This window comes from Nocardioides luteus (assembly GCF_014648595.1).
Lineage (GTDB): Bacteria > Actinomycetota > Actinomycetes > Propionibacteriales > Nocardioidaceae > Nocardioides > Nocardioides luteus.
Window position 1 is genome coordinate 37,161 of the sequence record NZ_BMRK01000019.1, and the last position, 23,821, is coordinate 60,981.

Here is a 23,821-nt window from a genome sequence, read left to right on the forward strand (position 1 = left end):
GGCGGCCTTCGTAGCGGTGGGCTCCTCCCGGTCGCCGAGACTGATACTGACGGCCAGGATCACATTGTCGCTCCGCACCAGGTAGTGGCTGGCGTCGATGTAGTCGGCCTCGAAGTCCTCGGGGATCACAACCCGGCGTTCACGGCATCCCGTCGAGGGTCGGGGCCGCAAGGGCGGCGACACCTACGTAGACGGTGTCGGGCGGCAGCCAGCGGGTGCCCCGGTCGGAGCGGAGCACCGCGCGGCCGCGCTCGAGATCGAAGATGCCGACGCGGGTGCGACCGCCGGAGCGTACGACCGCCACCTCACCGCGCCTGGGCCGACGAGGGTCGATCATCAGGTCGGAGCCGGGCGGCAGGCCGCGGGAGGTGAGATGGCCGCCGACGAGTCGGTGGATCAGCGTTCCGTCCTCCGGCACCGGCGCCGGCGTCTCCTTCGGGGGCGCCGGCATCGCGACGGGAGCGACGTCGAACGGCAGCGGTACGTCCCACCGGGACCTGCCGCGAGTCGATCTCATGTTCGAAAGCGTACCGGTCCGCCCGGGCGCGCGTAACCGTCCGCAGACCACGGATACGCCCGAGCGGCCCCGCTCTCCCGCTCGTGGCCCCGACCCGAGAGACTGTGACCCATGACAGACGACGACCCCACGGACTGGGAGCGCGCGTACGTCCGTGGCACCACCGGCTGGGACCTCGGCGCTCCCCTGGCCTACATCGAGGAGGATGCCGCGTTGCTCGGCGAGCCCGGCACCGCCTTCGCACCAGGCGCCGGCCGCGGCCACGATGCGGCAGGGCTGGCCGCGGCCGGATGGCGCACGACTGTGGTCGACGTCTCGCCCACGGCGGCCGCCCATGCCGCTGAGCACTACCCCGACCTCACCTACGTGATCGGGGACGCGCTCGACATCGATCTCGTCCTGGCCGCGACCGGTGGGCCGGTCGACCTGATGTGGGACCACACCTTCTTCTGTGCACTGCCGCCCGCCTGGCGCGACCGCGTCGGCGCCCTGGCCCGCGGGGTCGTACGCCCCGGCGGGCGAGTCGCATCGGGAGTCTTCCCCGTCGACCGCCCGAGCGAAGAGGCCGGACCGCCGTGGACCTACGTCCCCGAGGACATGACCCGGGCCCTCGGCCCCGGCTTCAACCTGGTCCACCTCACCGAGCCGCGGCGGCTCAGCCCGCGACTGCCGTGGAGCCACCGCCTCGGGATCTGGCAGCGTTCCCGGAGGTCGTGAACCTGAGAGTGACCTATAGGCCACTCTCAGGTCCACAGCCCTCGGACCGTCTACGCCAGGCGCGCGGGGAATCCACCCGTGGCGACCGGACCCCAGTGCTTCGGCGTGATCCGGAGGAGGGACTTGTCCTGGTCGACCATCGCCTGGCGGTACTCGGCCCAGTCGGAGTGCTCGCCGGAGATGTTGCGGAAGTAGGTGACGAAGGCGTCCAACGCCTCCTCCCCCGCCCTCGCGTCGAGCACCTCGGTCTCACCGTCGACCTGCACCCAGGCGCCGTTCCACTCGTCGGAGAGCACCAGGACGCTGACCTGCGGACGGCGTCGGGCGTTGCGGGTCTTGGCCCGCTCGGGGTAGGTCGCGATCACGATGCGTCCGTCGTCGTCGACGCCGCCGGTGACCGGAGAGAGCTGCGGGGAGCCGTCGGCTCGGCTGGTCACCAGGACCATCTGGTGACGGGGGCGGACGAACTCCAGGAGTCCCTCGAGGTCGACAGTCTTGTTCTCAGCGATCGTGCGTGGCATGACCCTTAGCCTGCCAGGTGAAGCCGTCCGGGTCGGTGAACTCCTCGCTGCCGCCGTTCAGGACGATCCCGTACGCAGCGGCCGGGTCGACCGCGACGCCGGTCTCCTTCTCCAGGGCTCGCCGGGGGTAGATCGCGAGCTGGACCGCGCCGGGAGCGGAGTCGAACTCGGCGTACTTGCCGCCGAAGCTCCGCTTCACGCCCAGGCCGCGCTCGGCGTAGAAGCGCTTGCTGGCCTTGACGTCGGCGACGCCGAGGAGGAGGACGATGTCGTCGATCTCGCGGGTGGCGGGGCCGCGGTCCTTCTTCGCCGAGGTGGCCAGCTTCCAGATGGAGCCGTCGGGCGCCTGCAGGATCGCGCCGTAGCCCCACAGCGACTTCTCGGCGGGTTTGAGCGTGGTCGCGCCGGCGGCGAGGGCCGTCTCGAGGAGGCTGTCGACCGTGGACGGCTGGCTGACGACCAGCGAGACGGTGAACGGTCGTCCGGAGCCGGTGCCAGGGCCTTCGCGCAGCGAGATCTGGTCGGTGAGGCCGAAGGCCTTCTCGTAGAACGCGCGGGCGTCGGTGAGGTCGGTGACGTCGAGGGTGAAGGTCTCAAGAGTGAACATGCCTCGAGCCTAGGAATCCGGCCGCGTCGGGGCTTCTCGATTCCTGACCGCTGCTGACCGTTCCCGCCCGTCCAGCGTGCAGAACAATCCGTTCCGGATTTTCGCGTCATGGGTCCCGGGGCATGCCGTCTCACCTCCGCGCTGGCCGTCCTTCGGTGGGAGTTGGGCGGCCAGCGTCCTTACAGACGGCTAAGAATCCGCTCGATCACCCGCACGCGATTGGGCCGGTGGCGTACGCCTTCTTAGACTGCCGCCGTGGAATCTTCCGTCGCCAGGCCCGCTGTCGAGGTTCGCGACCTGCGCATGGCCTACGGCGACAAGACGGCAGTCGACGGGCTCACGCTGAGCGTCGCCGAAGGCTCGATCACGGCCGTGCTCGGTCCCAACGGCGCCGGGAAGACGACCACGCTGGAGACGTGCGAGGGCTACCGCAAGCCCCAGCAGGGCACGGTCCGCGTGCTCGGGCTCGACCCGATCGCCGACCGCAAGCAGCTGCTCCCCCGCATCGGCGTGATGCTGCAGGGGCAGGGCGCCTGGAGTGGCGTACGCGCCATGGAGATGCTCAAGCACATCTCCCGGCTCCACGCCCACCCGCTCGACGTCGACGAGCTCGCCGAGCGGCTCGGGCTGGGCGAGTGCGGCCGCACCCCCTACCGGCGGCTCTCCGGCGGCCAGCAGCAGCGGCTCGGCCTGGCGATGGCCCTGGTCGGTCGCCCTGAGCTGGTCTTCGTGGACGAGCCGACGGCGGGCATGGACCCGCAGGGGCGGCGTACGACCTGGGAGCTGCTCCGCGAGCTGCGCGCCGACGGGGTGACCGTCGTGCTGACCACCCACTACCTGGAGGAGGCCGAGGAGCTGGCCGACCAGGTGCACATCATCGACCGCGGCCGGATGATCGCCTCGGGCTCCCCGCTGGAGCTGACCCGCGGCGGCGCGACCGCCACGGTCCGTCTGGTCGTGACCAAGCCCTTCCCGCCCGGGGCCCGCGAGTCGCTGCGCAAGGCGCTCGGCGAGGACACCGAGGTGACCCTGCTCGACGAGCGTTCGATGCGGGTCACCGGCAGAGCCGACCCGACCACGCTGGCCAAGGTGAGCCGGTGGTGCGAGGAGAACGACGTCCTCCCGGAGTCGCTGACCCTGGGCCGCAGGAGCCTCGAGGACGTCTTCCTCGACCTCACCGGAGAGAAGCTGGAACATGTCTGAGGTGGCCACTGGGACCTTCACCCCCAAGCCCGGCGGTGCCCCGATCACCCAGCAGGTGGTCGCCCAGGCGCTGATGGAGGCCAAGCTGATGCTCCGCAACGGCGAGCAGCTCCTCCTCGCCGTCGTGATCCCGGTGATGGTGCTGATCGGCGGCGTCACCGCCGGCAACGCGATCGACCTCGACCTCGGCAGCGACCGCGGCCTGGTCGACATCCTGACCCCGGGCGTCCTCGCCCTCGCGATCATGTCGACGTCCTTCACCAGCCTCGCGATCGCGACCGGGTTCGAGCGGCGCTACGGCGTGATCAAGCGGCTCGGCGCCTCGCCGCTGCCCCGCACCGGCCTGCTCGCCGGCAAGGTGCTCGCGCTCGGCTGCGTACAGCTCGTGCAGCTGTTCATCATCGGCGGCGTCGGCCAGGTCCTCGGCTGGACCCCCGCTGCCGGCTTCGGCACGGTGGTCGCCTTCTTCCTGGCCATCGCCGGCGGCACTCTGGCCTTCGCCGCGCTCGGGCTCTTCGTCGCCGGTGTGCTGCGCGCCGAGGCGACGCTGGCCGCTGCCAACCTGATCTACTTGCTCCTCCTCGCCGGGGGCGCCGTGGTGCTTCCGCTGACCGCCTACGGCGCCTATGGAGACGTCGCCCGTTGGCTGCCGTCGGGAGCGCTGGGAGAGGCGGTACGCACCGCCTTCCTCGACGGCGCTCCCGCCTGGCGGGACGTCGGGGTGCTCCTCGCCTGGGCGCTCCTCGGCTCCACCCTCACAGCTAGGACCTTCAAGTGGGAATGACCCTTCGACAAGCTCAGGACGGCGCGCCCAGCGAACCTCCGGCCGACCCCGACGCCAGCGCCAAGGACAAGGCTCTCGGCTGGCTCCGCGACCACGCGTTCGGGCTGGCCATCGCCAACCTGATCGCCAACATCGGCATCGTGGTGACCGGTGCGGTCGTCCGGCTGACCGGCTCCGGCCTCGGCTGCCCGACGTGGCCCAAGTGCACCGAGGAGTCGTATGTGACTCATGAGGCGCTCGGGATCAACGGGGTCATCGAGTTCGGCAACCGGCTGCTGACCTACGTGCTGGCTGCCATCGCGATCCTGGTCGTCGTCGCGGTGTGGAAGCGCGGCGGCACCGTCCGCACCTTGGCGATCATCATCGCCTGCGGTGTCCCGCTGCAGGGGGTCATCGGCGGCATCACCGTCCTCACCCAGCTCAACCCCTACGTCGTCGCGCTCCATCTGCTCGCCTCGATGGGGATGGTCGGCCTGTGCGTCTGGCTCCTCGACGACCTCCGCTCACCGCGGCGCGCGGCAGCACCCCGCAGCGTACGCATCGCCGCGATCGTCACCTTCGTCCTCGGCTGGCTCACGCTCTGGCTCGGCACCGTGGTGACCGGATCCGGCCCCCACTCCGGCGACCTCGACTCCCGCCGCACCGGACTCGACCCGCAGCTGATGTCCCACATCCACGCCTACGCGGTCTACGCGCTCGTCGCCGCGACCCTGGTCACCCTGTGGCTCGGCCGCAAGCACGCGTACGTCCGCCGGGTGACGATCGTCCTGCTGGTCATCGAGCTCGCCCAGGGCCTGATCGGCTGGGTGCAGTACCTCACCGACCTCCCCGTCGTCCTGGTCGGCTTCCACATGCTCGGCGCCGCGCTCATCTCCGCCGGGATCGCCCGCGTGGTGTGCTCCGTGCGCGCCCGCTCCGTCTGACCGATTCAGCGCTGGTCGAGCCCCCCTCGCTGGTCGAGCCCCCTCGCTGGTCGAGCCCCCTCGCTGGTCGAGCCCCTCGCTGGTCGAGCCCGCGAGCGCAAGCGAGCGGTATCGAGACCAACACGGTCCCCTCGGAGTTCGAGGGGACCGTGTTGGTCTCGACGTTGGTCTCGACACGCCTCCGCCCAGCGGCTCCGGCGGCTCGACCAGCGCAGGGTCGGCGCAGGGTCAGCGCAGGAGCGGGTCGACCGCGAGGGCGACGAAGAGCAGGCTCAGGTAGAGGTTGCTGCTGTGGAAGAGCTGCATCGGGCGGATCTTGGTGAGGTCCTCGGTGCCCTTGGCCCGGGCGTGGAGCTGGTGGGCCTGGACGAGGAAGACGACGCCGAGAGCGATGGCGGCGACCGGGTAGAGCCAGCCGGTGTCGGCGACGGGCCACATCAGCAGCGAGGTCGCGACCATGATCCAGGAGTAGGCCACGATCTGACCGCCGACGTGACGGGCCGACTTGACCACCGGCAGCATCGGCACGTCGACCTGCTTGTAGTCCTCGCGGTAGCGCAGCGCCAGCGCCCAGGTGTGCGGCGGGGTCCAGAAGAAGACCACCATGAAGAGGATGAGCGGCTCCCAGCTCACCTGGTTGGTGACCGCGGTCCAGCCGATCAGGGTCGGGAAGCAGCCGGCGATGCCGCCCCAGACGATGTTCTGGGTGGTGCGCCGCTTGAGCAGCATGGTGTAGACGAAGACGTAGAACGCGTTGGCGGCCAGCGACAGACCCGCCGAGAGCCAGTTGACGAAGAGGCCGAGCACCACGACCGACAGGGCCGCGAGGACCGAGCCGAAGATCAGAGCCGCGCGCGGGGTGACCACGTGACGCGGGAGAGCGCGGCGTCGCGTACGCCTCATCTGCTCGTCGATGTCGCGGTCGTAGACGCAGTTGAAGACCGAGGCCGAGCCGGCCGAGAAGATCCCGCCGACGACGGTGGCGGCGACCAGGCCGACGCCCGGGACGCCCTGCGCGGCGAAGAACATCACCGGCACGGTGGTCAGCAGCAGCAGCTCGATCACGCGGGGCTTCGTCAAGGAGACGTACGCCGAGATGACATCGCGCATAGACGCGCGGTCGCTACGCTGGTCGAGGTCGGGGACCGGCTGTTCGACGTGCGTCACGGAGAAGATCCTTCTCGATCGGGTTGAGGCGTCACATGCGCGACATACCTTCAGTACACAGCATGCGGCTCGCAGTCTAACCCGGGGCGTGAGTAGGCTCGGATTCGGCAGCCCCCCACGGCCACCCCAAGAACTTCCCAAGTGGACTCTACGAATTGGAAAAGGCACCTCGTGAGCACCAAACCTGTACTCGAGTGGACCGATCTGGACAGCAAGGCCGTGGACACCGTCCGCGCCCTGGCGATGGACGCCGTGCAGAAGGTCGGCAACGGTCACCCTGGCACCGCGATGAGCCTGGCGCCGGCTGCCTACCTCCTCTTCCAGAAGGTGATGCGGCACAACCCCGCCAACACCGACTGGCTCGGCCGTGACCGGTTCGTGCTCTCGGTCGGCCACTCGTCGATCACCCACTACATCCAGCTCTACCTCGGTGGCTTCGGCCTCGAGATCGGTGACCTGGAGTCCCTGCGCCAGTGGCAGTCGCTGACCCCGGGCCACCCCGAGCGCGGCCACACCCGCGGCATCGAGGTGACCACCGGTCCGCTCGGCCAGGGTGTCGCCAACGCCGTCGGCCTCGCCATGGCTCAGCGCCGCCTGCGCGGCCTGCTCGACCCGGACACGCCGGCCCACCAGCCGAGCCCGTTCGACCACAAGACCTACGTGATGGCCAGCGACGGCGACCTCCAGGAGGGCGTCAGCGCCGAGGCCAGCTCGATCGCCGGCACCCAGAAGCTCGGCAACCTGACGATGATCTACGACGCCAACCGGATCTCGATCGAGGGCGACACCAACATCGCCTTCACCGAGGACGTCGGCGCTCGCTACGAGGCCTACGGCTGGCACGTCCAGGAGGTCGACTGGACCAACGGTGGCGACGAATACACCGAGGACGTGCCGAAGCTGTTCGACGCGATTAACGCCGCGGCGGAGGTCACCGACAAGCCGTCGCTGATCGTGCTGCGTACGATCATCGCCTGGCCGGCCCCCAACGCCCAGAACACCGGTGCTGCGCACGGCTCGGCGCTCGGTGAGGAGGAGGTCGCCGCGACGAAGAAGGTCCTGGGCTTCGACCCGGCCAAGACCTTCGAGGTCGACCCCGAGGTGCTCGCCCACACCCGCTCGCTCATCGAGCGCGGCGAGGAGGCCGAGAAGGCCTGGCGTGCCGAGGAGGCCAAGTGGGCCGAGGCCAACCCGGAGGGCGCCAAGCTGCTCGAGCGGCTCCGGGCCGGCGAGCTCCCCGACGGCATCGACGACGCCCTGCCGGTCTTCGAGGCCGACGAGAAGGGCATCGCCACCCGCGCCGCCTCCGGCAAGGTGATCAACGCCCTCGCGCCGGTGCTGCCCGAGCTGTGGGGCGGCTCGGCCGACCTCGCCGGCTCCAACAACACCACCATCTCCGACGCCCCGAGCTTCGCGCCGGAGGACCGTTCCACCGGCGAGTGGAAGGCCGACCCCTACGCCGGCCGCGTGCTCCACTTCGGAATCCGCGAGCACGGCATGGGCGCGATCCTCAACGGCATCGCGGCCCACTCGCCGACCCGGGTCTTCGGTGGCACCTTCTTCCAGTTCTCCGACTACATGCGCGGTGCCGTACGCGTCGGGGCGCTCTCCAACCTCTCGGTGATCCACGTCTGGACCCACGACTCCATCGGTCTGGGCGAGGACGGCCCGACCCACCAGCCGGTCGAGCACCTCGCCGCGGTCCGGGCGATGCCCAACCTCGACGTGGTCCGTCCTGCCGACGCCAACGAGACCGCCGCGGCCTGGCTCGAGGTGCTCAAGCACCACGACCGCCCCTCGGCGCTCATCCTGACCCGGCAGGCGGTGCCGACCTTCCCGCGTGGCGAGGACGGCTTCGCGACCACTGAAGGCGTGGCCAAGGGTGGCTACGTGCTCCTCGACTCCCCCACCGACAACGTCGACGTGGTGCTGCTCGCGACCGGTTCCGAGGTCCAGTACGCGGTCGCCGCGCGCGAGACGCTGGCTGCCGAGAACATCGGCGCCCGGGTCGTCTCGATGCCGTGCCTGGAGTGGTTCGACGCCCAGGACCAGAACTACCGCGACTCGGTGATCCCGCCCCAGGTCAAGGCGCGCGTCAGCGTCGAGGCCGGCGTGAAGCAGGGCTGGCGGGAGTACGTCGGCGACGCCGGCCGGATGGTCTCGCTCGAGCACTTCGGTGCCTCGGCGTCCGGTTCGCTGTTGTTCAAGGAGTACGGCTTCACCCCCGAAGCGGTCGTCACGGCCGCCAAGGAGAGCCTCGCCGCCATCAACAAGGGAGCATGAAATATGTCTGACCGACTCAAGGCGCTGGCCGACGCCGGCGTATCCATCTGGCTCGACGACCTCTCCCGAGAGCGGATCGAGACCGGCAACCTCGCCGATCTCGTCAAGGAGAAGTCCGTCGTCGGGGTGACCACCAACCCGACCATCTTCGCCTCCGCGATCGCCAAGGGCGAGCGCTACGACGAGCAGGTCCGCGCCCTGGTCAACGAAGGCAAGTCCGTCGACGAGGTCATCTTCGCCCTCACCACCGAGGACGTACGCAACGCCTGCGACATCCTCGCGCCGGTCGCCGAGGCGACCAAGGACGACGGCCGCGTCTCGATCGAGGTCGAGCCCGACCTGGCCAACGACACCGAGAAGACGATCGCCTCCGCGAAGGCGCTGTGGGCCGCGGTCGACCGTCCCAACGTGCTGATCAAGATCCCGGCCACCCTCGAGGGCCTGCCGGCGATCACCGCGGCGATCGCCGAGGGCATCTCGGTCAACGTGACCCTGATCTTCTCCGTCGAGCGCTACCAGGCCGTCATGGACGCCTACCTGACCGGCCTGGAGCAGGCCAAGGCTGCAGGCAAGGACCTGTCCAAGATCCGCAGCGTCGCCTCGTTCTTCGTCTCCCGCGTCGACACCGAGATCGACAAGCGGCTCGAGGCGATCGGCACACCTGAGGCCACCGAGCTGCGCGGCAAGGCGGCCGTGGCCAACGCCATCGCCGCGTACGCCGCCTTCGAGGAGGTCCACAAGAGCGAGCGCTGGACCGCGCTGGCCGACGAGGGCGCCAACGCCCAGCGGCCGCTGTGGGCCTCGACGGGCGTCAAGAACCCCGACTACCCCGACACGCTCTACGTCACCGACCTGGTCGTCGCCGACACCGTGAACACGATGCCGGAGAAGACCATGGAGGCCTTCGCCGACCACGGCGAGGTCAAGGGTGACGTCGTCACCGGCAAGGGTGCCGAGGCCGCTCAGGTCTTCGACTCGCTGCGTGAGGTCGGGGTCGACGTCGATGACGTCTTCCTCGTGCTGGAGACCGAGGGCGTCGACAAGTTCAAGGCCTCCTGGACCGAGCTCGTCGACACCGTCGTCGGCCAGATCGAGGCGGTCAAGCAGTGAGCGGAGGCCCGGTCGACGCGACGACGACGGACGCCTGGAAGGCACTCACCGAGCGGCGGGCCGGCTTCGAGCCGGACCTGCGCACGTGGTTCGCCGAGGATCCCGGCCGGGCCTCACGCTTCACCTTCGAGGCTGCCGACCTCCACGTCGACCTCTCCAAGGACCTCGTCGACGACGCCCTCCTCGCCGATCTGCTGGCCCTCGCCGAGCAGGTCGGCCTGGAGGAGCGGCGTGACGCGATGCTCGCCGGCGAGCACATCAACGTCACCGAGGACCGCGCGGTGCTCCACACCGCGCTGCGCCTCCCGGCCGACGCCTCGCTCACCGTCGACGGCACCGACGTCGTCCCCGCCGTCCACGAGACCCTCGCGAAGATGTACGCCTTCGCCGACAAGGTCCGCTCGGGCGAGTGGAAGGGCGTCACCGGTGAGCGGATCCGGACGGTCGTCAACATCGGCATCGGTGGCTCCGACCTCGGCCCGGTGATGGCCTACGAGGCGCTGGAGCCGTTCCGCCACCCGGAGATCGAGTGCCGTTTCATCTCCAACATCGACCCCACCGACGCCGGCATGACGCTGAAGGGGCTCGACCCGGCCACCACGCTGTTCGTCGTCTCCTCGAAGACCTTCTCCACGCTGGAGACGCTCACCAACGCCCGTCTGGCCCGCTCCTGGCTCCTCGACGCGCTGGGCGGCGACGTGGACCGTGCCGACGCAGTGCGCAAGCACTTCGTGGCCGTCTCCACCGCGCTGGACAAGGTCGAGGCCTTCGGCATCGACCCGGAGAACGCGTTCGGCTTCTGGGACTGGGTCGGTGGCCGCTACTCCGTCGACTCCGCCATCGGCACCACCCTCGCGATCGCCATCGGCCCGGAGGGCTTCGCGGAGTTCCTCGGTGGGTTCCACGCGATCGACAAGCACTTCGCCGAGACCCCGCTCGCGCAGAACGTCCCGGCGCTGATGGGTCTCCTCAACGTCTGGTACGTCAACTTCCTCGACGCTCAGACCCACGCCGTGCTGCCTTACTCGCAGCTGCTGCACCGGTTCCCTGCGTACCTCCAGCAGCTGACGATGGAGTCCAACGGCAAGTCCGTGCGCTGGGACGGCACCCCGGTCTCGACCGACACCGGCGAGGTCTTTTGGGGCGAGCCCGGCACCAACGGCCAGCACGCGTTCTACCAGCTCATCCACCAGGGCACCCGGGTCATCCCGGCCGACTTCATCGCATTCGCCAATCCGGCCTACCCGCTCACCGACACCGACGCCGGCGATGACGACGTCGACGTCCACGAGCTGTTCCTGGCCAACTTCTTCGCCCAGACCCGGGCGCTCGCGTTCGGCAAGACCGCCGAGGAGGTGCGTGCCGAGGGCACCGCCGAGGAGATCGTCAACGCGCGGGTCTTCTCCGGCAACCGGCCGACCACCTCGATCATGGCGCCGTCGCTGACCCCCGGTGTGCTCGGTCAGCTGATCGCGCTCTACGAGCACATCACCTTCACCCAGGGCGTGGTGTGGGGCATCGACTCCTTCGACCAGTGGGGTGTCGAGCTCGGCAAGCAGCTCGCCCTGCAGATCAGCCCGGCCGTCTCCGGCGACGAGGACGTCGCCAAGCAGCAGGACAGCTCCACCCAATCCCTCATCGCCTACTACAGAGAGAAGCGCAAGTGAGCGACGGTCACCCCGAGTCACTCATCGAGGTACACGACACCGCCGAGGCGCTCGCCTCCGCGGTCGCCGGCGAGTTCCTGAGCCGTCTCGCCGACCTGCAGGCCGGCGGCGACGTCCCGACCATCGGACTCACCGGCGGCACCATCGCCGAGGCCATCCACCGTGAGATCGCCCGGCTCGCCCCCGAGTCCGGCGTCGACTGGGGCGCCGTGGAGTTCTTCTTCGGCGACGAGCGCTACGTCGCCTCCGACTCCGCCGACCGCAATGCCGGCCAGGCGCGCGCCGCCTTCCTCGACGCCGTCGGCGTACCCGCCCACCGCATCCACGAGATGCCCGCCACCGACTCCGGCCTGAGCGTCGACGAGGCCGCGGCGAAGTTCTCCGACGACGTACGCAGCCACGGCTCCGGCGGCTTCGACATCCTCATGCTCGGCGTCGGCCCCGACGGCCACATCGCCTCCCTCTTCCCCGGCTACCCTCAGCTCGAGGCCACCGACGCCATCGCCGTCGGCGTCACCGACTCCCCCAAGCCCCCGCCCGAGCGCATCACCTTCACCTTCGAGGCCCTCCGCCGCGCCACGACGGTCTGGTTCCTGGTCAGCGGCGAAGGCAAGGCCGACGCCGTAGCCAAGGCCCACGCCGGCGCCCCGATCAGCGAGATCCCCGCCACCGGCGTCACCGGCACCTCCGAGACCACCTGGTTCCTCGACCGAGCCGCGGCCTCAAAACTCTGACCCCACCCCGCCGACTCGGCGCAACTGCCCCGCTGTAGAACGCCGAGTCGGCGCATCTGCCCCACCCTCAGACGCCCAGTCGGCGCAACTGCCCCACCCTCAGACGCCGAGTCGGCGCGTCTGCCTCGAGCGGTCAGCTGGCGATCCGCCCGCCGCGACGCTGCAGCGCCTTGCGGTGCAGCTGGCGGATGCGGACCTCTGCATCCCCGTGACGGGTGAAGAGATCGGTCTTGGTGACAGCCTCGACCAGCCAGCCCTCCTCCCGTACGTCCTCGCGTCGTGCGCGGTCGTGAGCCTGCTGCTCGGACGAGCTGTGCCATTCCGCCCCGTCGTACTCGACCGCGGCAAGCAGTTCCTCGTTGCCCAGATCCAATCTGGCCACGAACTCGCCCTGAACGGTCACCACTTCGACCTGCGGTACGACCGGGAACCCCGCCTGATGGCAGCGCAGCATGAGCACCGCCTCCGGTGGCGACTCGACCCGGCCGTCTGCCAGCGGTGCGATCACGCGCAACGTCCGCACCCACCGCTGCCCCCGGAACCGTTCGATTCCGTCGAGGAACTCATCCGTGTCGTACGCCCCCAGCCGGTGCATCGAGCTGATCCCGGCGATCGCCTCGTCGGGCCACGGCACACGGCCGAGATCCCATGCGGTCCGCACGGCGCTGGTCACCCGGAGACCGCCGACCTCGACGATCTCGTCCTCTCGGATGTCGCGCTCGCCGCTGCTGGCGATGTCGTTGCGCAGACGGCCGTGCCCGGAAGGACGGTAGAGCGAGAGAGGCCGCAAGCTGATGTGCTCCCCGGGTGCGAGGACCATGTCGGCGCCCAGCAGCCATCCCGCATGCCGGTCGACCACGACACAGTCCGGCGGGGCCACCAGTCTCAGGCACGCAGCTCGCAGTGCTAGCGAGTCCCCCACCTCGGTCGGCAGATAGACGCCTTTGACCGCGCGGCGGATCAGCCCCGCATCGAGAAGATCACCGAGGCGTCTTCGCGAGATGCCCGCTTGCCGCGCCATCCGGTGGGTGAACGGCTGATCGACCGGGAGCGGGAAATCGGCGCCGAGGGTTCCGTAGAAGATCATCGAGTTCAGGTCCATGTCCTGGAGTCTGAGGACACTTCCCACCTCCCGCCACCGTCATCGGTGCACCTGTGGAAAACCCTGTGGACAACTCGGGGCAGATGCGCCGACTCGACACTCTCAGTTGGGGCAGTTGCGCCGACTCGGCGTCTTGAGCCGGGGCAGACGCGCCGACTCGGCGCACCCGGTGGGGGCAGATGCGCCGAGTCGACTGGTTCGGGTCACCAGATCGCGTCTACCCACTCGGGGTGGTCGACGAACGGGTTGCGGTTGTGCTGCCAGTCGGCGTAGATCTCGTCGTTACGGTTGATCTCGAACTCCGAGGGCGGGTCGGCGGTGTGCCATTCCTTGAGCACCGAGAGCTTGCCGATGTAGGGGGCGGAGCCGTTGCCGACCTGGTCGTTGAGCTCGAGATCGACGTAGGAGTCGGTGCCTTCGTAGCGGACGGCCATGTAGAACATCGCCCGGGCGATGTCGCCCCGGGTCTCCGCCGGCGGGGCGAAGGAGTCGTTGTCGACGCCGCAGCCGGAGCACTGGTCGACGGAGCCGCTGGTGTCGTCGAAGTCGAGGTTGCCTCGGGTGCTGTTGACCGAGACGTCCTCGGGCATCAGGTGATGGATGTCGGTGCCGGGGCCGGCCGAGGTGCCGAAGTCGCCGTGGCTCTTCGCCCAGGTGTGCTCGCGGTTCCACTGGTCGGGGTCGCCGCCGTTGGAGCTCTTCGGCAGCGAGAGCTGCGAGTAGACGGTGAGGATGTTGTTCGGGTTGTCCGGGTCCTCGTCGACCGCCTTCAGCGCATCCCAGACCTGGGAGTAGGCGAGCGTCGTGTGGTTGTCGATGATCTGGTTGAGGGCGGTCTTGAGCTGCTCGCCGGACTTGCCGGCCGCGGCGTCGTAGTAGCCGCTCGGGATCTCCCCGCTCGTCGGCGGATCCGTCGGGTCGGTCGGGTCCGGGTCTTCGGGCGAACCACCACCCACCGTCGCGAAGGCGGTGGCGTTCTTGTGCCCGGCGTGGGAGAAGTACGCCGTCAGGGTGCCGGTCACGTCGATCTGCTGCCCGACCAGGTCGGGGTTGGACTGCAGGCCCCAGGCGGAACGGAAAGCACTCGGGATCTGTACGTAGAGCATGTCGGCAGTGTCGGTCTCCCCCGGCGCCGCCGCGAGCGCGAGGGCGTAGTCACTGGGGTAGCTGCTCGTCACAACGGTGCTGGTTGCCGTGGGCTGGCCGACGACATAGCCGCGTACGGTCGCGGTCGAGCCGTCCTGAGTGGAGATCGCCTGAGTGACGGTGAGCGTGGCCGCCTGGGCCGGGACGGTCGTGAACACGACCGCCGTGAGGGTCGCCAGGGCGACGGTGACGAAGCTGGCCGAGATGCGACGCAGCCGAGATCTGCGGGGGGACATGCCCTTGATCGTGGCACGCCAACTACCCGGCCGGGCAGGGTTCGCGTCAAACTTTTACATGCTATTTGCAGAATGAGTAACGCGATTCCACGCTCAGCCTGGGGCAAATGCGCCGAGTCGGCGCCTCTGCGCGGGGCAGATGCGCCGACTCGGCGAAAAGGGGGTCAGAAGATAATCTCTCCGGACTTGCGCCTGCTGCGGAGCAGGGCGATGGCCTCTTCCAGGATGTCCTCGGCCTCGGCGTCGGAGCGGCGCTCCTTCACGTAGGCGAGGTGAGTCTTGTAGGGCTCGATCTTCGGCGCCGGGGGCGCGTTCTCCTCGTCGAGCCCGGCCGGGAGCCCACACTTGGGACAGTCCCAGGAGTCCGGCGGCGTCGCTTCGACGGCGAACGTGATGACCGAGCGATGTGCGTTGGCACAGAAATAGGTGACGGCCTTTCGCGGCGCAGCCTCGCCGCGCTCCGCCTCACCCATCGGCCCAGCGCCGACTCGGGAGCCCCGAATCGCGTTCCCTCCACCTGCCATGGTGCTGCGGTGTCCTCTCTCAACTTAAATTTCGCAGCCCCGAGAGGCCACTTTGGGGGATCGGACGGCAAAGTTTCTCCGTCCAGCGTCGAAGTTTAGACGCTATCGAGCGCGCGTTGAAGGGGAATGCTTCAGTAGGCCATCAGCAGGCCGAGCGCGATCACGCAGGCGAACCAGATGACGCCGATGCCGACGGTCAGCCGGTCGAGGTTGCGCTCGACGACCGAAGAGCCACCCAGCGAGCTCGAGACGCCGCCACCGAACATGTCGGAGAGTCCGCCACCGCGGCCCTTGTGAAGCAGCACGAGCAGGATCATCAGCGCGCTCGCGATGACCAGGATGATGGTGAAGAGAAGTTCCACGTCTGAAATCCTATCTGGAGGGAGGCAAACCTACAGCACTGGCAGGTCGTAGTAGCGGGAGATCGCCGCGAAGTCCTCGACCGAGAGGCTCGCGCCGCCCACGAGCGCTCCATCGACGTCGCCCTCCTGCATCAGCGCGGCCACGTTGGCGGGCTTCACGGAGCCCCCGTAGAGGATGCGTACGCCGTCGGCGATCTCGGCTCCGTAGAGTTTCTCCAGGCGCTCCCGGATGCCGGCACAGACCTCCTGAGCGTCCTGCGCGGTGGCGGTCTCCCCCGTGCCGATCGCCCAGACCGGCTCGTAGGCGATGACGACCTGCGCCACCTCCTCGTCGGTGAGCCCGGCCAGCGAGCCCTCGACCTGCGCGGTGCAGTGCTCGAGGTGGTTGCCCTCCTGGCGGACCGCGAGGCCCTCGCCGACGCAGACGATCGGGGTCATCTTGTGCTTCAGGGTGATCTTGGCCTTCTGCGCGACCGTCTCGTCGGTCTCGCCGAAGTGCTCCCGGCGCTCGGAGTGGCCCACGATCACGTAAGAGCAGCCGAGCTTGGCCAGCATCGGGGCCGAGACCTCGCCGGTGTAGGCGCCGGACTCGTGGGTCGAGACGTTCTGCGCGCCGTAGGTGATGCGCATCTTGTCGCCGTCGACCAGCGTCTGCACGGAGCGGATGTCGGTGAACGGCGGGAAGACCGCCACCTCGACCGCCGCGAAGTCGTGACGCTTGTCGGACAGCGTCCAGGCGAGCTTCTGGACCAGCACCACCGCTTCTTGGTGGTTGAGGTTCATCTTCCAGTTGCCGGCGATGAGCGGGGTTCGCCCCTCGGGCTTCTTCTTCGCGTTCTTCGCAGCCATCAGCCCAGGCCCCCGATCGGGGTGACCTCGTCGAGGACGGCGACACCTGGGAGCGTCTTGCCCTCCAGGTATTCGAGCGACGCGCCGCCACCGGTGGAGATGTGGCCGAACTGGTCGTCGGAGAAGCCGAGCTGGCGGATCGCCGCGGCGGAGTCACCGCCGCCGACGACCGAGAGGCCGTCGATCGTGGTCAGCGCCTGGGCGACCGCGCGGGTGCCCTCGGCGAAGGCGGGCTGCTCGAAGACGCCCATCGGGCCGTTCCAGAAGACCGTCTTGGCGCCCTCGAGCGCGGCGGCGTAGGCCGCGGCCGACTCCGGGCCGATGTCGAGACCGAGGGACTCGGCCGGGATCGCGTTGGCGGGGACCACCCGCGCGGACTCCTCGTCGCCGAAGGAGTCGGCGACCACGACGTCGGTCGGCAGCAGGATCTCGACGCCGATCTCCTCGGCACGCTCGAGGTAGCCGAGCACGGTGAGGATCTGGTCCTCCTCCAGCAGCGACTCGCCGACCTCGTAGCCCTGGGCCTTGAGGAAGGTGAAGACCATGCCGCCGCCGATGAGCAGCTTCTCGGCCTTGCCGAGCAGGTTGTCGATCACGCCGAGCTTGTCGGAGACCTTCGAGCCGCCGAGGACGACCACGTAGGGACGCTCCGGGGTCTCGGTGAGCCGCTTGAGCACGTCGATCTCGGTGGAGACCAGGTCGCCCTCGGCGCTCGGGAGCAGCTTCGCGACGTCGTAGACCGAGGCCTGCTTGCGGTGGACCACGCCGAAGCCGTCAGAGACGAAGGCGTCGGCGAGCGCAGCGAGCTCGTTGGCGAAGTTCGCCCGCTCGATGTCCTCCTTGCTGGTCTCGCCGGCGTTGAAGCGTACGTTCTCGAGCAGCGCCACCTGACCGTCGGCGAGGCCGCCGACGACCGAGGTCGCCGAGTCGCCGACGGTGTCGGTCGCGAAGGCGACCTCCGCACCGAGCAGCTCACCGAGACGGGTGGCCACGGGCGCCAGCGAGTAGGCCGGGTCGGGCTCACCCTTCGGGCGACCGAGGTGGGCGACCACGACGACCTTCGCACCGGCGTCGGCCAGCTTCTTGATCGTCGGCACCGAAGCACGGATGCGACCGTCGTCGGTGATCGTGGTGCCTTCCAACGGGACATTCAGGTCGGAGCGCACGAGGACTCGCTTGCCCGCGACGCCCTGCTCGATGAGCTGCGTGAGATTCAGAGACATAACGGGCTAGACACTAACCTGTGACGGCCGTCGCTCGGTCACAGGCTCGCGCCAATGTATGCCGCCAGATCGCCGAGGCGGTTGGAGTAGCCCCACTCGTTGTCGTACCACGCGGCGACCTTGACCTGGTTGCCGATCACCTTCGTCAGCGGTGCGTCGAAGATCGAGGACGCCGGGTTGGTGACGATGTCGGAGGAGACGATCGGGTCGGTGGAGTAGACGAGGTACTTCCCGTCGGCGGCCTTCTCCATGATCGAGTTGATCTCCTCGACCGAGGTCTCGCGCGAGGCCTCGAAGGAGAGGTCGACGATCGAGCCGGTCGGGGTCGGCACCCGCAGCGCGTAGCCGTCGAGCTTGCCCTTCAGCTCGGGCAGCACCAGGCCGATCGCCTTGGCGGCGCCGGTCGAGGTGGGCACCACGTTGAGCGCGGCGGCGCGGGCACGACGCAGGTCCTTGTGGATGTTGTCCTGGAGGTTCTGGTCGGCGGTGTAGGAGTGGACCGTGGTCATCAGGCCGCGGTTGATGCCGATGCCCTGGTGGAGCGCGTTGGCCAGCGGGGCCAGGCAGTTGGTGGTGCAGGAAGCGTTGGAGATGACCGTGTGGCCCTCCGGGTCGTAGATGTCCTCGTTGACCCCGAGGACGATGGTGGCGTCCTCGTTCTTCGCCGGCGCCGAGATGATGACCTTCTTCGCACCGCCGGAGTCGACGTGGGCACGGGCCTTGGTCGCGTCGGTGAAGAACCCGGTGGACTCGATCACGACGTCGACGCCGAGGTCGGCCCACTTCAGGTTGGCCGGGTCGCGCTCTGCGTACGCCTTGATCTCGTGGCCGTCGACGACGATCGCGTCCTCGGTGGCGGACACGTCGGCGCCGAGCGGGCCGAGGATCGAGTCGAAGCGCAGCAGCGTCGCGAGGGTCTCGTTGTCGCTGAGGTCGTTGACTCCGACGATCTCGATGTCGAGGTCGGAGGCGCGCACTGCGCGGAAGAAGTTGCGACCGATCCGGCCGAACCCGTTGATGCCTACTCGAACTGTCACGTGGACTCCTGGTTCGCGTCGAAAGATTGTGCGCGGGATCACCCGCTGACGTCGACATTACCCAGCCCCTCCGAACTGCGGGAGACCGGGTTGGATCGTTCCAAAAGACGGACGAGTAGCAACGCGCCCCAGAGCCGGGGCTCCGGGGCGCGTCGAGGTGGTCAGTGTTGGATCAGTGGTGGATCAGAGGTGGCTCAGGCGTCCTCGGCGAGCATCTCGGCAGTGAGCGACGCCTCGGTGTCGGGGATGCCGAGCTCCTCGGCACGCTTGTCGGCCATCGCCAGCAGCCGCCGGATCCGGCCCGCGATGGCGTCCTTGGTCAGCACCGGGTCGTGCAGCTGGCCGAGCTCCTCGAGCGAGGCCTGCTTGTGCTCGAGGCGGAGCTTGCCGGCCTGGCGCAGGTGGTCGGGGATGTCCTCACCGAGGATCTCCAGGGCACGCTCGACGCGAGCACCGGCCGCGACCGCCGCACGGGCCGAGCGGCGCAGGTTGGCGTCGTCGAAGTTGGCCAGCCGGTTGGCGGTGGCGCGGACCTCGCGGCGCATCCGGCGCTCCTCCCAGGCCATCAGCGACTCGTGAGCGCCCAGGCGGGTCAGCAGCTGACCGATCGCGTCGCCGTCGCGGATGACGACCCGGTCCACGCCGCGCACCTCGCGGGGCTTGGCGGAGATGCCGATCCGGCGGGCGACACCGACCAGGGCCAGCGCCGACTCCGAGCCGGGGCAGGTCACCTCCATCGAGGAGGAACGGCCCGGCTCGGTGAGCGAGCCGTGGGCCAGGAACGCACCACGCCAGGCAGCGACGGCGTCGCAGGCCCCGCCGGAGACCACGGCGGGCGGCAGACCGCGCACCGGCCGGCCGCGCTGGTCGAGCAGGCCGGTCTGGCGCGCCAGCGCCTCACCGTCCTTGACCACGCGCACGATGTAGCGGCTGCCCTTACGAAGACCGCTCGCCTGGATGAGAGCCACCTCTGCCTCGTGGCCGAAGACGTCGGCGATGTCTCGCTTCAGCCTCCGCGCGGCCAGACCGGTGTCGAGCTCAGCCTCGACCACGATCCTGCCCGCCACGATGTGGATCCCCCCAGCGAACCTCAACGTCGAGGCAACCTCTGCCTTTCGGCAGCATGTCTTGGTGATCTGAGTGGAGGCCAGCTCGGCCTTCACCTGTCCCGTCATCGCCATGCCGGAGAGTCTTTCATTGATGTCAACGACCCTCGCATTCCATCCACATCCGGAACGCTCCGGATGAGGCCGGAGGCGTGCGGTCAGCCCGCGCCGATCACCCTTGCGTACGCCGCGGCGAGCCGCTCCGGGTCGTGGCGAGGGGTGCCGTCGCCGAGGGCGACGTCGGCCACCTCGACCCGCGCACCGCAGGTCTCGGCCACCTTCCCCAGCTCGTCGAGCCCGTCGAGCGAGGAGTCGACGAGCACGGTGTGGATGCGCAGGTCAGGTGCGTGCTCGAGGAGCACCGAGAGATGTTCGGCCGGCCCGAATCCGGTCGTCTCCCCCGGCTGCTCGCCGAGGTTGAGCACCACCACGATCTTCGCGGAGGTGGCGACCAGCGCCTCGCGCAGCGCCCGCACCATCAGGTGCGGGAGCACCGAGGTGAACCACGAGCCCGGCCCCAGGAAAACCCACTCCGCCTCGTGGATCGCCTTCACGGCGTCGGGGGCGGCCGGCGGGTTGTCGGGGATCAGCCGGATCGACTCGATGATGCCATCGGTGCTGGCGACCTCGACCTGACCCTGCACCGAGGAGAGCTCCGCGGGAGCACCCGGCACCAGGCCGCGTACGTCGGCGACGATGTCCATCGGCACCAGCGCCATCGGCAGGACCCGGCCCTTCGCACCCAGCAGCCGGCCGACCCAGTCGAGCGCCTCGACGTGGTCACCGAGCTGCTCCCACAGGCCCACGATCAGCAGGTTGCCGAGACTGTGGCCCCGCATCTCACCCTCGCCGGCGAACCGGTGCTGGAGCACCTGCGCCCAGGTGTCGTCCCAGAGGTCGGCGCCGCACAGGGCGGCCAGCGCCATCCGCAGGTCGCCCGGCGGCAGCACGCCGAACTCCCGCCTCAGCCGCCCGCTGGAGCCGCCGTTGTCGGCGACCGTGACGATCGCGGTGAGCTGGTCGACGGTCAGGTCGTCGACCAGCAGTCGCAGCGCGCTCAGTGACGCGTGCAGTCCGTGCCCTCCCCCCAGGGCGACGACGGCCTGGGCATCTGCCCCCGGGCGGTCGGCCCCGGTCACGCTCACTCCCGCCCGAGGTCTCGGTGGATCGCCTTCGCGTCGAGGCCGGCGTCTCGCAGACGCCTGGAGATCTCCTCCGCCATCGCCACGCTGCGGTGCTTGCCGCCCGTGCAACCGATCGCCACGCGCATGAACCTCTTTCCCTCGTGGAGGTAGCCCTTGGTCACTCCGATGAGCACCGGAACATACCCGCTCAGGAACTCCTCCGCACCAGGGCGCGAGTAGACGTAGGAGGCGACGTCGGGATTGTCGCGTCCGTTGCCACCTCGCAGCTCCGGGACCCAGTGGGGATTGGGCAGGAATCGCATGTCGGCCATGAAGTCGGCGTCGACCGGGATGCCGTACTTGAACCCGAAGCTCACCACCGAGACCTTCAGCGTCGTCCGCTCGGGAGTGCCGAACGCCTCGGCGATGCGGGCGGTCAGCTGGTGCACGTTGAGCTGGGTGGTGTCGATGACCAGGTCGGCGGCGCCGCGCAGGCTGGCCAGCACGACCCGCTCCCGCTCGAGCGCGTCCAGCAGCCGCTCGTTGCCCTTCTGCATCGGGTGTGGCCGCCGGGCGGCCTCCTGGCGCCGGACCAGGGTGTCGTCGGCGGCGTCGAGGAAGACCAGGGTGGTCCGCCGCCCGGTCTCGCCCTTCGCCAGGATCTCCTCGAGCTCGGCGAAGAACGAGCCGGAGCGTACGTCCGTGACGACTGCCACCGGCTGCTCGGGGCCGCGGGCGGCGTCGACCCGCTCGACCACCTGCGAGAGCAGGCTCGGCGGCAGGTTGTCGACGACGTAGTAGCCGAGGTCCTCCAGCTCCTTGGCGGCGGTGCTCCGCCCAGCACCGGTCATGCCGGTGATGACGACGACCTCCCCCTTGTGCATGACCTACTCCTCGATGATCTCGCCGGTGGTGACGTTGATGGCCCCCACCTTGCCATTCTTCGCCGTCTGCTCCACAGCGGTCTTGATGGCCGTCGCCGTGCTCGGCCCGATGCCGGGCACCTGCGCGATCTCCTCGACCGTCGCGGCGCGCAGCTTCTTCAGCGAGCCGAAGTGTTTCATCAGCGTCTTGCGGCGCACCTCCCCGAGGCCGGGTACGTCATCGAGCAGGCTCTCCACCATCGACTTGCTGCGGCGGCCCCGGTGATGGGTGATCGCGAACCGGTGGGCCTCGTCGCGGACCCGCTGGAGCAGGTAGAGCCCCTCCGAGGAGCGCGGCAGGATGACCGGGTCCTCCTCGTCGGGCACCCAGACCTCCTCCAGCCGCTTGGCCAGCCCGACGACCGGGATGTCGTTGATGCCGAGCTCGGCCAGGGCCCGCTGGGCGGCGGCCACCTGGGGCGCGCCACCGTCGACGACGACCAGCCCCGGGGCGTAGGCGAACTTGCGCGGCCGGCCGGTCTCGGGGTCGACCAGCATGGGCCCGTCGGCGCCCTCCTCGGTGGAGACGACCGCCGTCGACTGTTCATCGAGCAGCCGCTTGAACCTTCGAGTGATCACCTCGTGCATCGCCCGGACGTCGTCGGAGCCGTCCTGGCCCTTGATGATGAACCGCCGGTATTCGGACTTGCGGGCCAGGCCGTCCTCGAAGACGACCATGCTGGCCACAATCTCGGTGCCCTGCAGGTGGGAGATGTCGTAGCACTCGATGCGCAGCGGAACCTCGTCGAGCTCGAGCGCCTCCTGGATCTCCTCCAGCGCCCGGTTGCGGGTGGTGAGGTCGCTGGCCCGCTTGGTCTTGTGGAGCGCCAGGGCCTGCTGGGCGTTCTTCGCGACGGTCTCCTGCAGCGTCTTCTTGTCGCCACGCTGCGGCACCCGGATCCGCACCTTCGCCTTGCGGACGTCGGAGAGGAGCTCCTCGAGCGTCTCGTGGTCGGACGGCAGCGCCGGCACCAGGATCTCACGCGGGATCGCCGCGGCATCCTCACCGGCGTAGAGCTGCAGCAGGAAGTGCTCGACCAGGCCGGCGGTGTCGGCCTCGTCCATCCGGTCGGCGACCCAGCCACGCTGGCCCTTGATGCGGCCGCCGCGTACGTAGAAGATCTGCACGCCGACCTCGAGCGGGTCCTCGGCCAGCGCGATCACGTCGGCGTCGGCGCCGTCACCCAGCACGACCGCCTGCTTCTCCAGGGCCCGCTGCATCGCGCCGAGATCGTCACGCAGCCGCGCGGCCTTCTCGAAGTCGAGGGCCTCGGAGGCGGCGTACATCTCCTTCTCGATCCGCTTGATGAAGGTGGAGGTGTGGCCGGCCATGAAGTCGCAGAAGTCGTCGACGATGTCGCGGTGCTCCTCCGGCGAGATGTTGCCGACGCACGGAGCGGTGCACTTGTCGATGTAGCCGAGCAGGCAGGGCCGGCCGATCTGCTGGGAGCGCTTGAAGACGCCGTTGGAGCACGAGCGCATCGGGAAGACGCGCAGCAGGATGTCGACGGTCTCGCGGATCGCCCAGGCGTGACCGTAGGGGCCGAAGTAGCGGGTGCCCTTGCGCTTGGCGCCGCGGCCGACCATCACCCGCGGGAACTCCTCCCCCACGGTGACCGCCAGCCACGGGTAGGACTTGTCGTCGCGGTACTTGACGTTGAACCGCGGGTCGAACTCCTTGATCCAGGTGTATTCGAGCTGGAGCGCCTCGATGTCGTTGTTGACGGTCGTCCACTCGACGCTGGCGGCGGTGGTGACCATCGTCGCCGTACGCGGGTGGAGGCTCGGGATCGGCTGGAAGTAGTTCGCGAGCCGCTGGCGCAGGTTGATCGCCTTGCCGACATAGATCACCCGCCCCTTCGGATCGCGGAACCGGTAGACCCCTGGCTGGGTGGGGATGTCGCCAGCCTTCGGGCGGTAGCTCTGCGGATCGGGCACGTCCGCCAGCCTATCGGC

General features: G+C 69.3%; 23 protein-coding genes. 8 read left to right on the forward strand and 15 right to left on the reverse strand.

Annotated features, from left to right (window positions below; translation table 11 throughout):
* Positions 1 to 139 precede the first annotated feature (139 nt).
* Positions 140 to 517, reverse strand: a complete 378-nt coding sequence (locus IEY81_RS19580) for a hypothetical protein (protein WP_189120173.1) — start codon at positions 515 to 517, stop codon at positions 140 to 142.
* A 111-nt stretch (positions 518 to 628) separates the two neighbouring features.
* On the opposite strand from IEY81_RS19580, the gene IEY81_RS19585 reads away from it, so the two are divergent.
* Positions 629 to 1,234: a methyltransferase domain-containing protein gene (locus tag IEY81_RS19585; protein WP_189120174.1), complete on the forward strand. Its 606-nt coding sequence runs from the start codon at positions 629 to 631 to the stop codon at positions 1,232 to 1,234.
* A 50-nt stretch (positions 1,235 to 1,284) separates the two neighbouring features.
* Here the strand turns inward: IEY81_RS19585 and IEY81_RS19590 are convergent, their stop codons facing one another.
* Both IEY81_RS19590 and IEY81_RS19595 read right to left on the reverse strand, forming a co-directional pair.
* Complete coding sequence (locus IEY81_RS19590) at positions 1,285 to 1,755, reverse strand: PPOX class F420-dependent oxidoreductase (RefSeq protein WP_189120175.1); 471 nt, start codon at positions 1,753 to 1,755, stop codon at positions 1,285 to 1,287.
* Complete coding sequence (locus tag IEY81_RS19595; RefSeq protein ID WP_189120176.1) at positions 1,736 to 2,362, reverse strand: VOC family protein; 627 nt, start codon at positions 2,360 to 2,362, stop codon at positions 1,736 to 1,738. The genes IEY81_RS19590 and IEY81_RS19595 overlap by 20 nt, the downstream gene beginning before the upstream one ends.
* A gap of 255 nt (positions 2,363 to 2,617) precedes the next feature.
* Between IEY81_RS19595 and IEY81_RS19600 the strand changes: the two genes are divergently transcribed.
* From IEY81_RS19600 to IEY81_RS19610, 3 genes are read left to right on the forward strand one after another with little or no spacing between them, the layout of a single operon-like run.
* Complete coding sequence (locus IEY81_RS19600) at positions 2,618 to 3,565, forward strand: ABC transporter ATP-binding protein (protein ID WP_229788011.1); 948 nt, start codon at positions 2,618 to 2,620, stop codon at positions 3,563 to 3,565.
* Positions 3,558 to 4,349 (forward strand): ABC transporter permease, encoded by a 792-nt coding sequence (locus IEY81_RS19605; RefSeq protein WP_189120177.1) that lies wholly within the window; start codon positions 3,558 to 3,560, stop codon positions 4,347 to 4,349. Before IEY81_RS19600 ends, IEY81_RS19605 begins: the two co-directional genes overlap by 8 nt.
* Positions 4,346 to 5,272 (forward strand): COX15/CtaA family protein, encoded by a 927-nt coding sequence (locus IEY81_RS19610; protein WP_189120178.1) that lies wholly within the window; start codon positions 4,346 to 4,348, stop codon positions 5,270 to 5,272. Before IEY81_RS19605 ends, IEY81_RS19610 begins: the two co-directional genes overlap by 4 nt.
* 228 nt (positions 5,273 to 5,500) lie before the next feature.
* Here IEY81_RS19610 and IEY81_RS19615 read toward each other — a convergent pair whose 3' ends face one another.
* Positions 5,501 to 6,439 (reverse strand): heme o synthase, encoded by a 939-nt coding sequence (locus tag IEY81_RS19615; protein WP_189120179.1) that lies wholly within the window; start codon positions 6,437 to 6,439, stop codon positions 5,501 to 5,503.
* 171 nt (positions 6,440 to 6,610) lie between these two features.
* On the opposite strand from IEY81_RS19615, the gene tkt reads away from it, so the two are divergent.
* From tkt to pgl, 4 genes are read left to right on the forward strand one after another with little or no spacing between them, the layout of a single operon-like run.
* Entirely contained in the window at positions 6,611 to 8,722 is a 2,112-nt protein-coding gene (gene tkt, locus IEY81_RS19620) for a transketolase (RefSeq protein ID WP_268244512.1), read from the forward strand.
* Between the two features lie 3 nt (positions 8,723 to 8,725).
* A complete protein-coding gene (gene tal, locus IEY81_RS19625; protein ID WP_189120181.1) occupies positions 8,726 to 9,832 on the forward strand; it encodes a transaldolase in 1,107 nt (368 codons plus the stop codon).
* On the forward strand, positions 9,829 to 11,499 hold the full coding sequence (pgi, locus tag IEY81_RS19630) for a glucose-6-phosphate isomerase (protein ID WP_189120182.1): 1,671 nt from the start codon (positions 9,829 to 9,831) through the stop codon (positions 11,497 to 11,499). Before tal ends, pgi begins: the two co-directional genes overlap by 4 nt.
* Positions 11,496 to 12,233, forward strand: a complete 738-nt coding sequence (gene pgl / locus IEY81_RS19635) for a 6-phosphogluconolactonase (protein WP_189120183.1) — start codon at positions 11,496 to 11,498, stop codon at positions 12,231 to 12,233. The genes pgi and pgl overlap by 4 nt, the downstream gene beginning before the upstream one ends.
* Positions 12,234 to 12,366: 133 nt before the next feature.
* On the opposite strand, the gene IEY81_RS19640 is transcribed toward pgl, so the two are convergent.
* The 11 genes from IEY81_RS19640 to uvrC form a co-directional block, all read right to left on the reverse strand.
* Entirely contained in the window at positions 12,367 to 13,335 is a 969-nt protein-coding gene (locus tag IEY81_RS19640; RefSeq protein ID WP_189120184.1) for a type IV toxin-antitoxin system AbiEi family antitoxin domain-containing protein, read from the reverse strand.
* 203 nt (positions 13,336 to 13,538) lie between these two features.
* Positions 13,539 to 14,717 carry an endonuclease gene (locus IEY81_RS19645; RefSeq protein WP_189120185.1) on the reverse strand — a complete coding sequence of 393 codons (1,179 nt, stop codon included), beginning with the start codon at positions 14,715 to 14,717 and terminating at the stop codon, positions 13,539 to 13,541.
* Between the two features lie 164 nt (positions 14,718 to 14,881).
* Positions 14,882 to 15,241 (reverse strand): RNA polymerase-binding protein RbpA, encoded by a 360-nt coding sequence (locus IEY81_RS19650; RefSeq protein WP_008357153.1) that lies wholly within the window; start codon positions 15,239 to 15,241, stop codon positions 14,882 to 14,884.
* A gap of 131 nt (positions 15,242 to 15,372) precedes the next feature.
* On the reverse strand, positions 15,373 to 15,603 hold the full coding sequence (secG, locus tag IEY81_RS19655; RefSeq protein WP_141780171.1) for a preprotein translocase subunit SecG: 231 nt from the start codon (positions 15,601 to 15,603) through the stop codon (positions 15,373 to 15,375).
* A gap of 30 nt (positions 15,604 to 15,633) precedes the next feature.
* A complete protein-coding gene (gene tpiA, locus IEY81_RS19660) occupies positions 15,634 to 16,452 on the reverse strand; it encodes a triose-phosphate isomerase (protein ID WP_189120186.1) in 819 nt (272 codons plus the stop codon).
* On the reverse strand, positions 16,452 to 17,675 hold the full coding sequence (locus IEY81_RS19665) for a phosphoglycerate kinase (RefSeq protein WP_189120187.1): 1,224 nt from the start codon (positions 17,673 to 17,675) through the stop codon (positions 16,452 to 16,454). Before IEY81_RS19665 ends, tpiA begins: the two co-directional genes overlap by 1 nt.
* A 38-nt stretch (positions 17,676 to 17,713) precedes the next feature.
* The gene (gap, locus tag IEY81_RS19670) at positions 17,714 to 18,712 is read right to left on the reverse strand and encodes a type I glyceraldehyde-3-phosphate dehydrogenase (protein ID WP_189120188.1); all 999 of its coding nucleotides are present in this window, start codon (positions 18,710 to 18,712) and stop codon (positions 17,714 to 17,716) included.
* 194 nt (positions 18,713 to 18,906) lie between these two features.
* Positions 18,907 to 19,893, reverse strand: a complete 987-nt coding sequence (whiA, locus tag IEY81_RS19675) for a DNA-binding protein WhiA (RefSeq protein ID WP_045547796.1) — start codon at positions 19,891 to 19,893, stop codon at positions 18,907 to 18,909.
* A gap of 83 nt (positions 19,894 to 19,976) precedes the next feature.
* Positions 19,977 to 20,957 carry a gluconeogenesis factor YvcK family protein gene (locus IEY81_RS19680; protein ID WP_189120189.1) on the reverse strand — a complete coding sequence of 327 codons (981 nt, stop codon included), beginning with the start codon at positions 20,955 to 20,957 and terminating at the stop codon, positions 19,977 to 19,979.
* 2 nt (positions 20,958 to 20,959) lie between these two features.
* Entirely contained in the window at positions 20,960 to 21,826 is an 867-nt protein-coding gene (rapZ, locus tag IEY81_RS19685) for an RNase adapter RapZ (protein WP_189120190.1), read from the reverse strand.
* 3 nt (positions 21,827 to 21,829) lie between these two features.
* The gene (uvrC, locus tag IEY81_RS19690; protein ID WP_189120191.1) at positions 21,830 to 23,803 is read right to left on the reverse strand and encodes an excinuclease ABC subunit UvrC; all 1,974 of its coding nucleotides are present in this window, start codon (positions 23,801 to 23,803) and stop codon (positions 21,830 to 21,832) included.
* Between the last annotated feature and the right edge of the window lie 18 nt (positions 23,804 to 23,821).

What these genes read in the sequence shown, in the direction of transcription:
- IEY81_RS19640 (WP_189120184.1), bottom strand. Translation starts at nt 13,335, where the DNA reads ATGGACCTGAACTCGATGATCTTCTACGGAACCCTCGGCGCCGATTTC.
- IEY81_RS19590 (WP_189120175.1), bottom strand. Translation starts at nt 1,755, where the DNA reads ATGCCACGCACGATCGCTGAGAACAAGACTGTCGACCTCGAGGGACTC.
- IEY81_RS19595 (WP_189120176.1), bottom strand. Translation starts at nt 2,362, where the DNA reads ATGTTCACTCTTGAGACCTTCACCCTCGACGTCACCGACCTCACCGAC.
- IEY81_RS19580 (WP_189120173.1), bottom strand. Translation starts at nt 517, where the DNA reads ATGAGATCGACTCGCGGCAGGTCCCGGTGGGACGTACCGCTGCCGTTC.
- IEY81_RS19585 (WP_189120174.1), top strand. Translation starts at nt 629, where the DNA reads ATGACAGACGACGACCCCACGGACTGGGAGCGCGCGTACGTCCGTGGC.
- IEY81_RS19610 (WP_189120178.1), top strand. Translation starts at nt 4,346, where the DNA reads ATGACCCTTCGACAAGCTCAGGACGGCGCGCCCAGCGAACCTCCGGCC.
- rapZ (WP_189120190.1), bottom strand. Translation starts at nt 21,826, where the DNA reads ATGCACAAGGGGGAGGTCGTCGTCATCACCGGCATGACCGGTGCTGGG.
- tpiA (WP_189120186.1), bottom strand. Translation starts at nt 16,452, where the DNA reads ATGGCTGCGAAGAACGCGAAGAAGAAGCCCGAGGGGCGAACCCCGCTC.
- whiA (WP_045547796.1), bottom strand. Translation starts at nt 19,893, where the DNA reads ATGGCGATGACGGGACAGGTGAAGGCCGAGCTGGCCTCCACTCAGATC.
- IEY81_RS19645 (WP_189120185.1), bottom strand. Translation starts at nt 14,717, where the DNA reads ATGTCCCCCCGCAGATCTCGGCTGCGTCGCATCTCGGCCAGCTTCGTC.
- tal (WP_189120181.1), top strand. Translation starts at nt 8,726, where the DNA reads ATGTCTGACCGACTCAAGGCGCTGGCCGACGCCGGCGTATCCATCTGG.
- IEY81_RS19605 (WP_189120177.1), top strand. Translation starts at nt 3,558, where the DNA reads ATGTCTGAGGTGGCCACTGGGACCTTCACCCCCAAGCCCGGCGGTGCC.
- IEY81_RS19665 (WP_189120187.1), bottom strand. Translation starts at nt 17,675, where the DNA reads ATGTCTCTGAATCTCACGCAGCTCATCGAGCAGGGCGTCGCGGGCAAG.
- IEY81_RS19650 (WP_008357153.1), bottom strand. Translation starts at nt 15,241, where the DNA reads ATGGCAGGTGGAGGGAACGCGATTCGGGGCTCCCGAGTCGGCGCTGGG.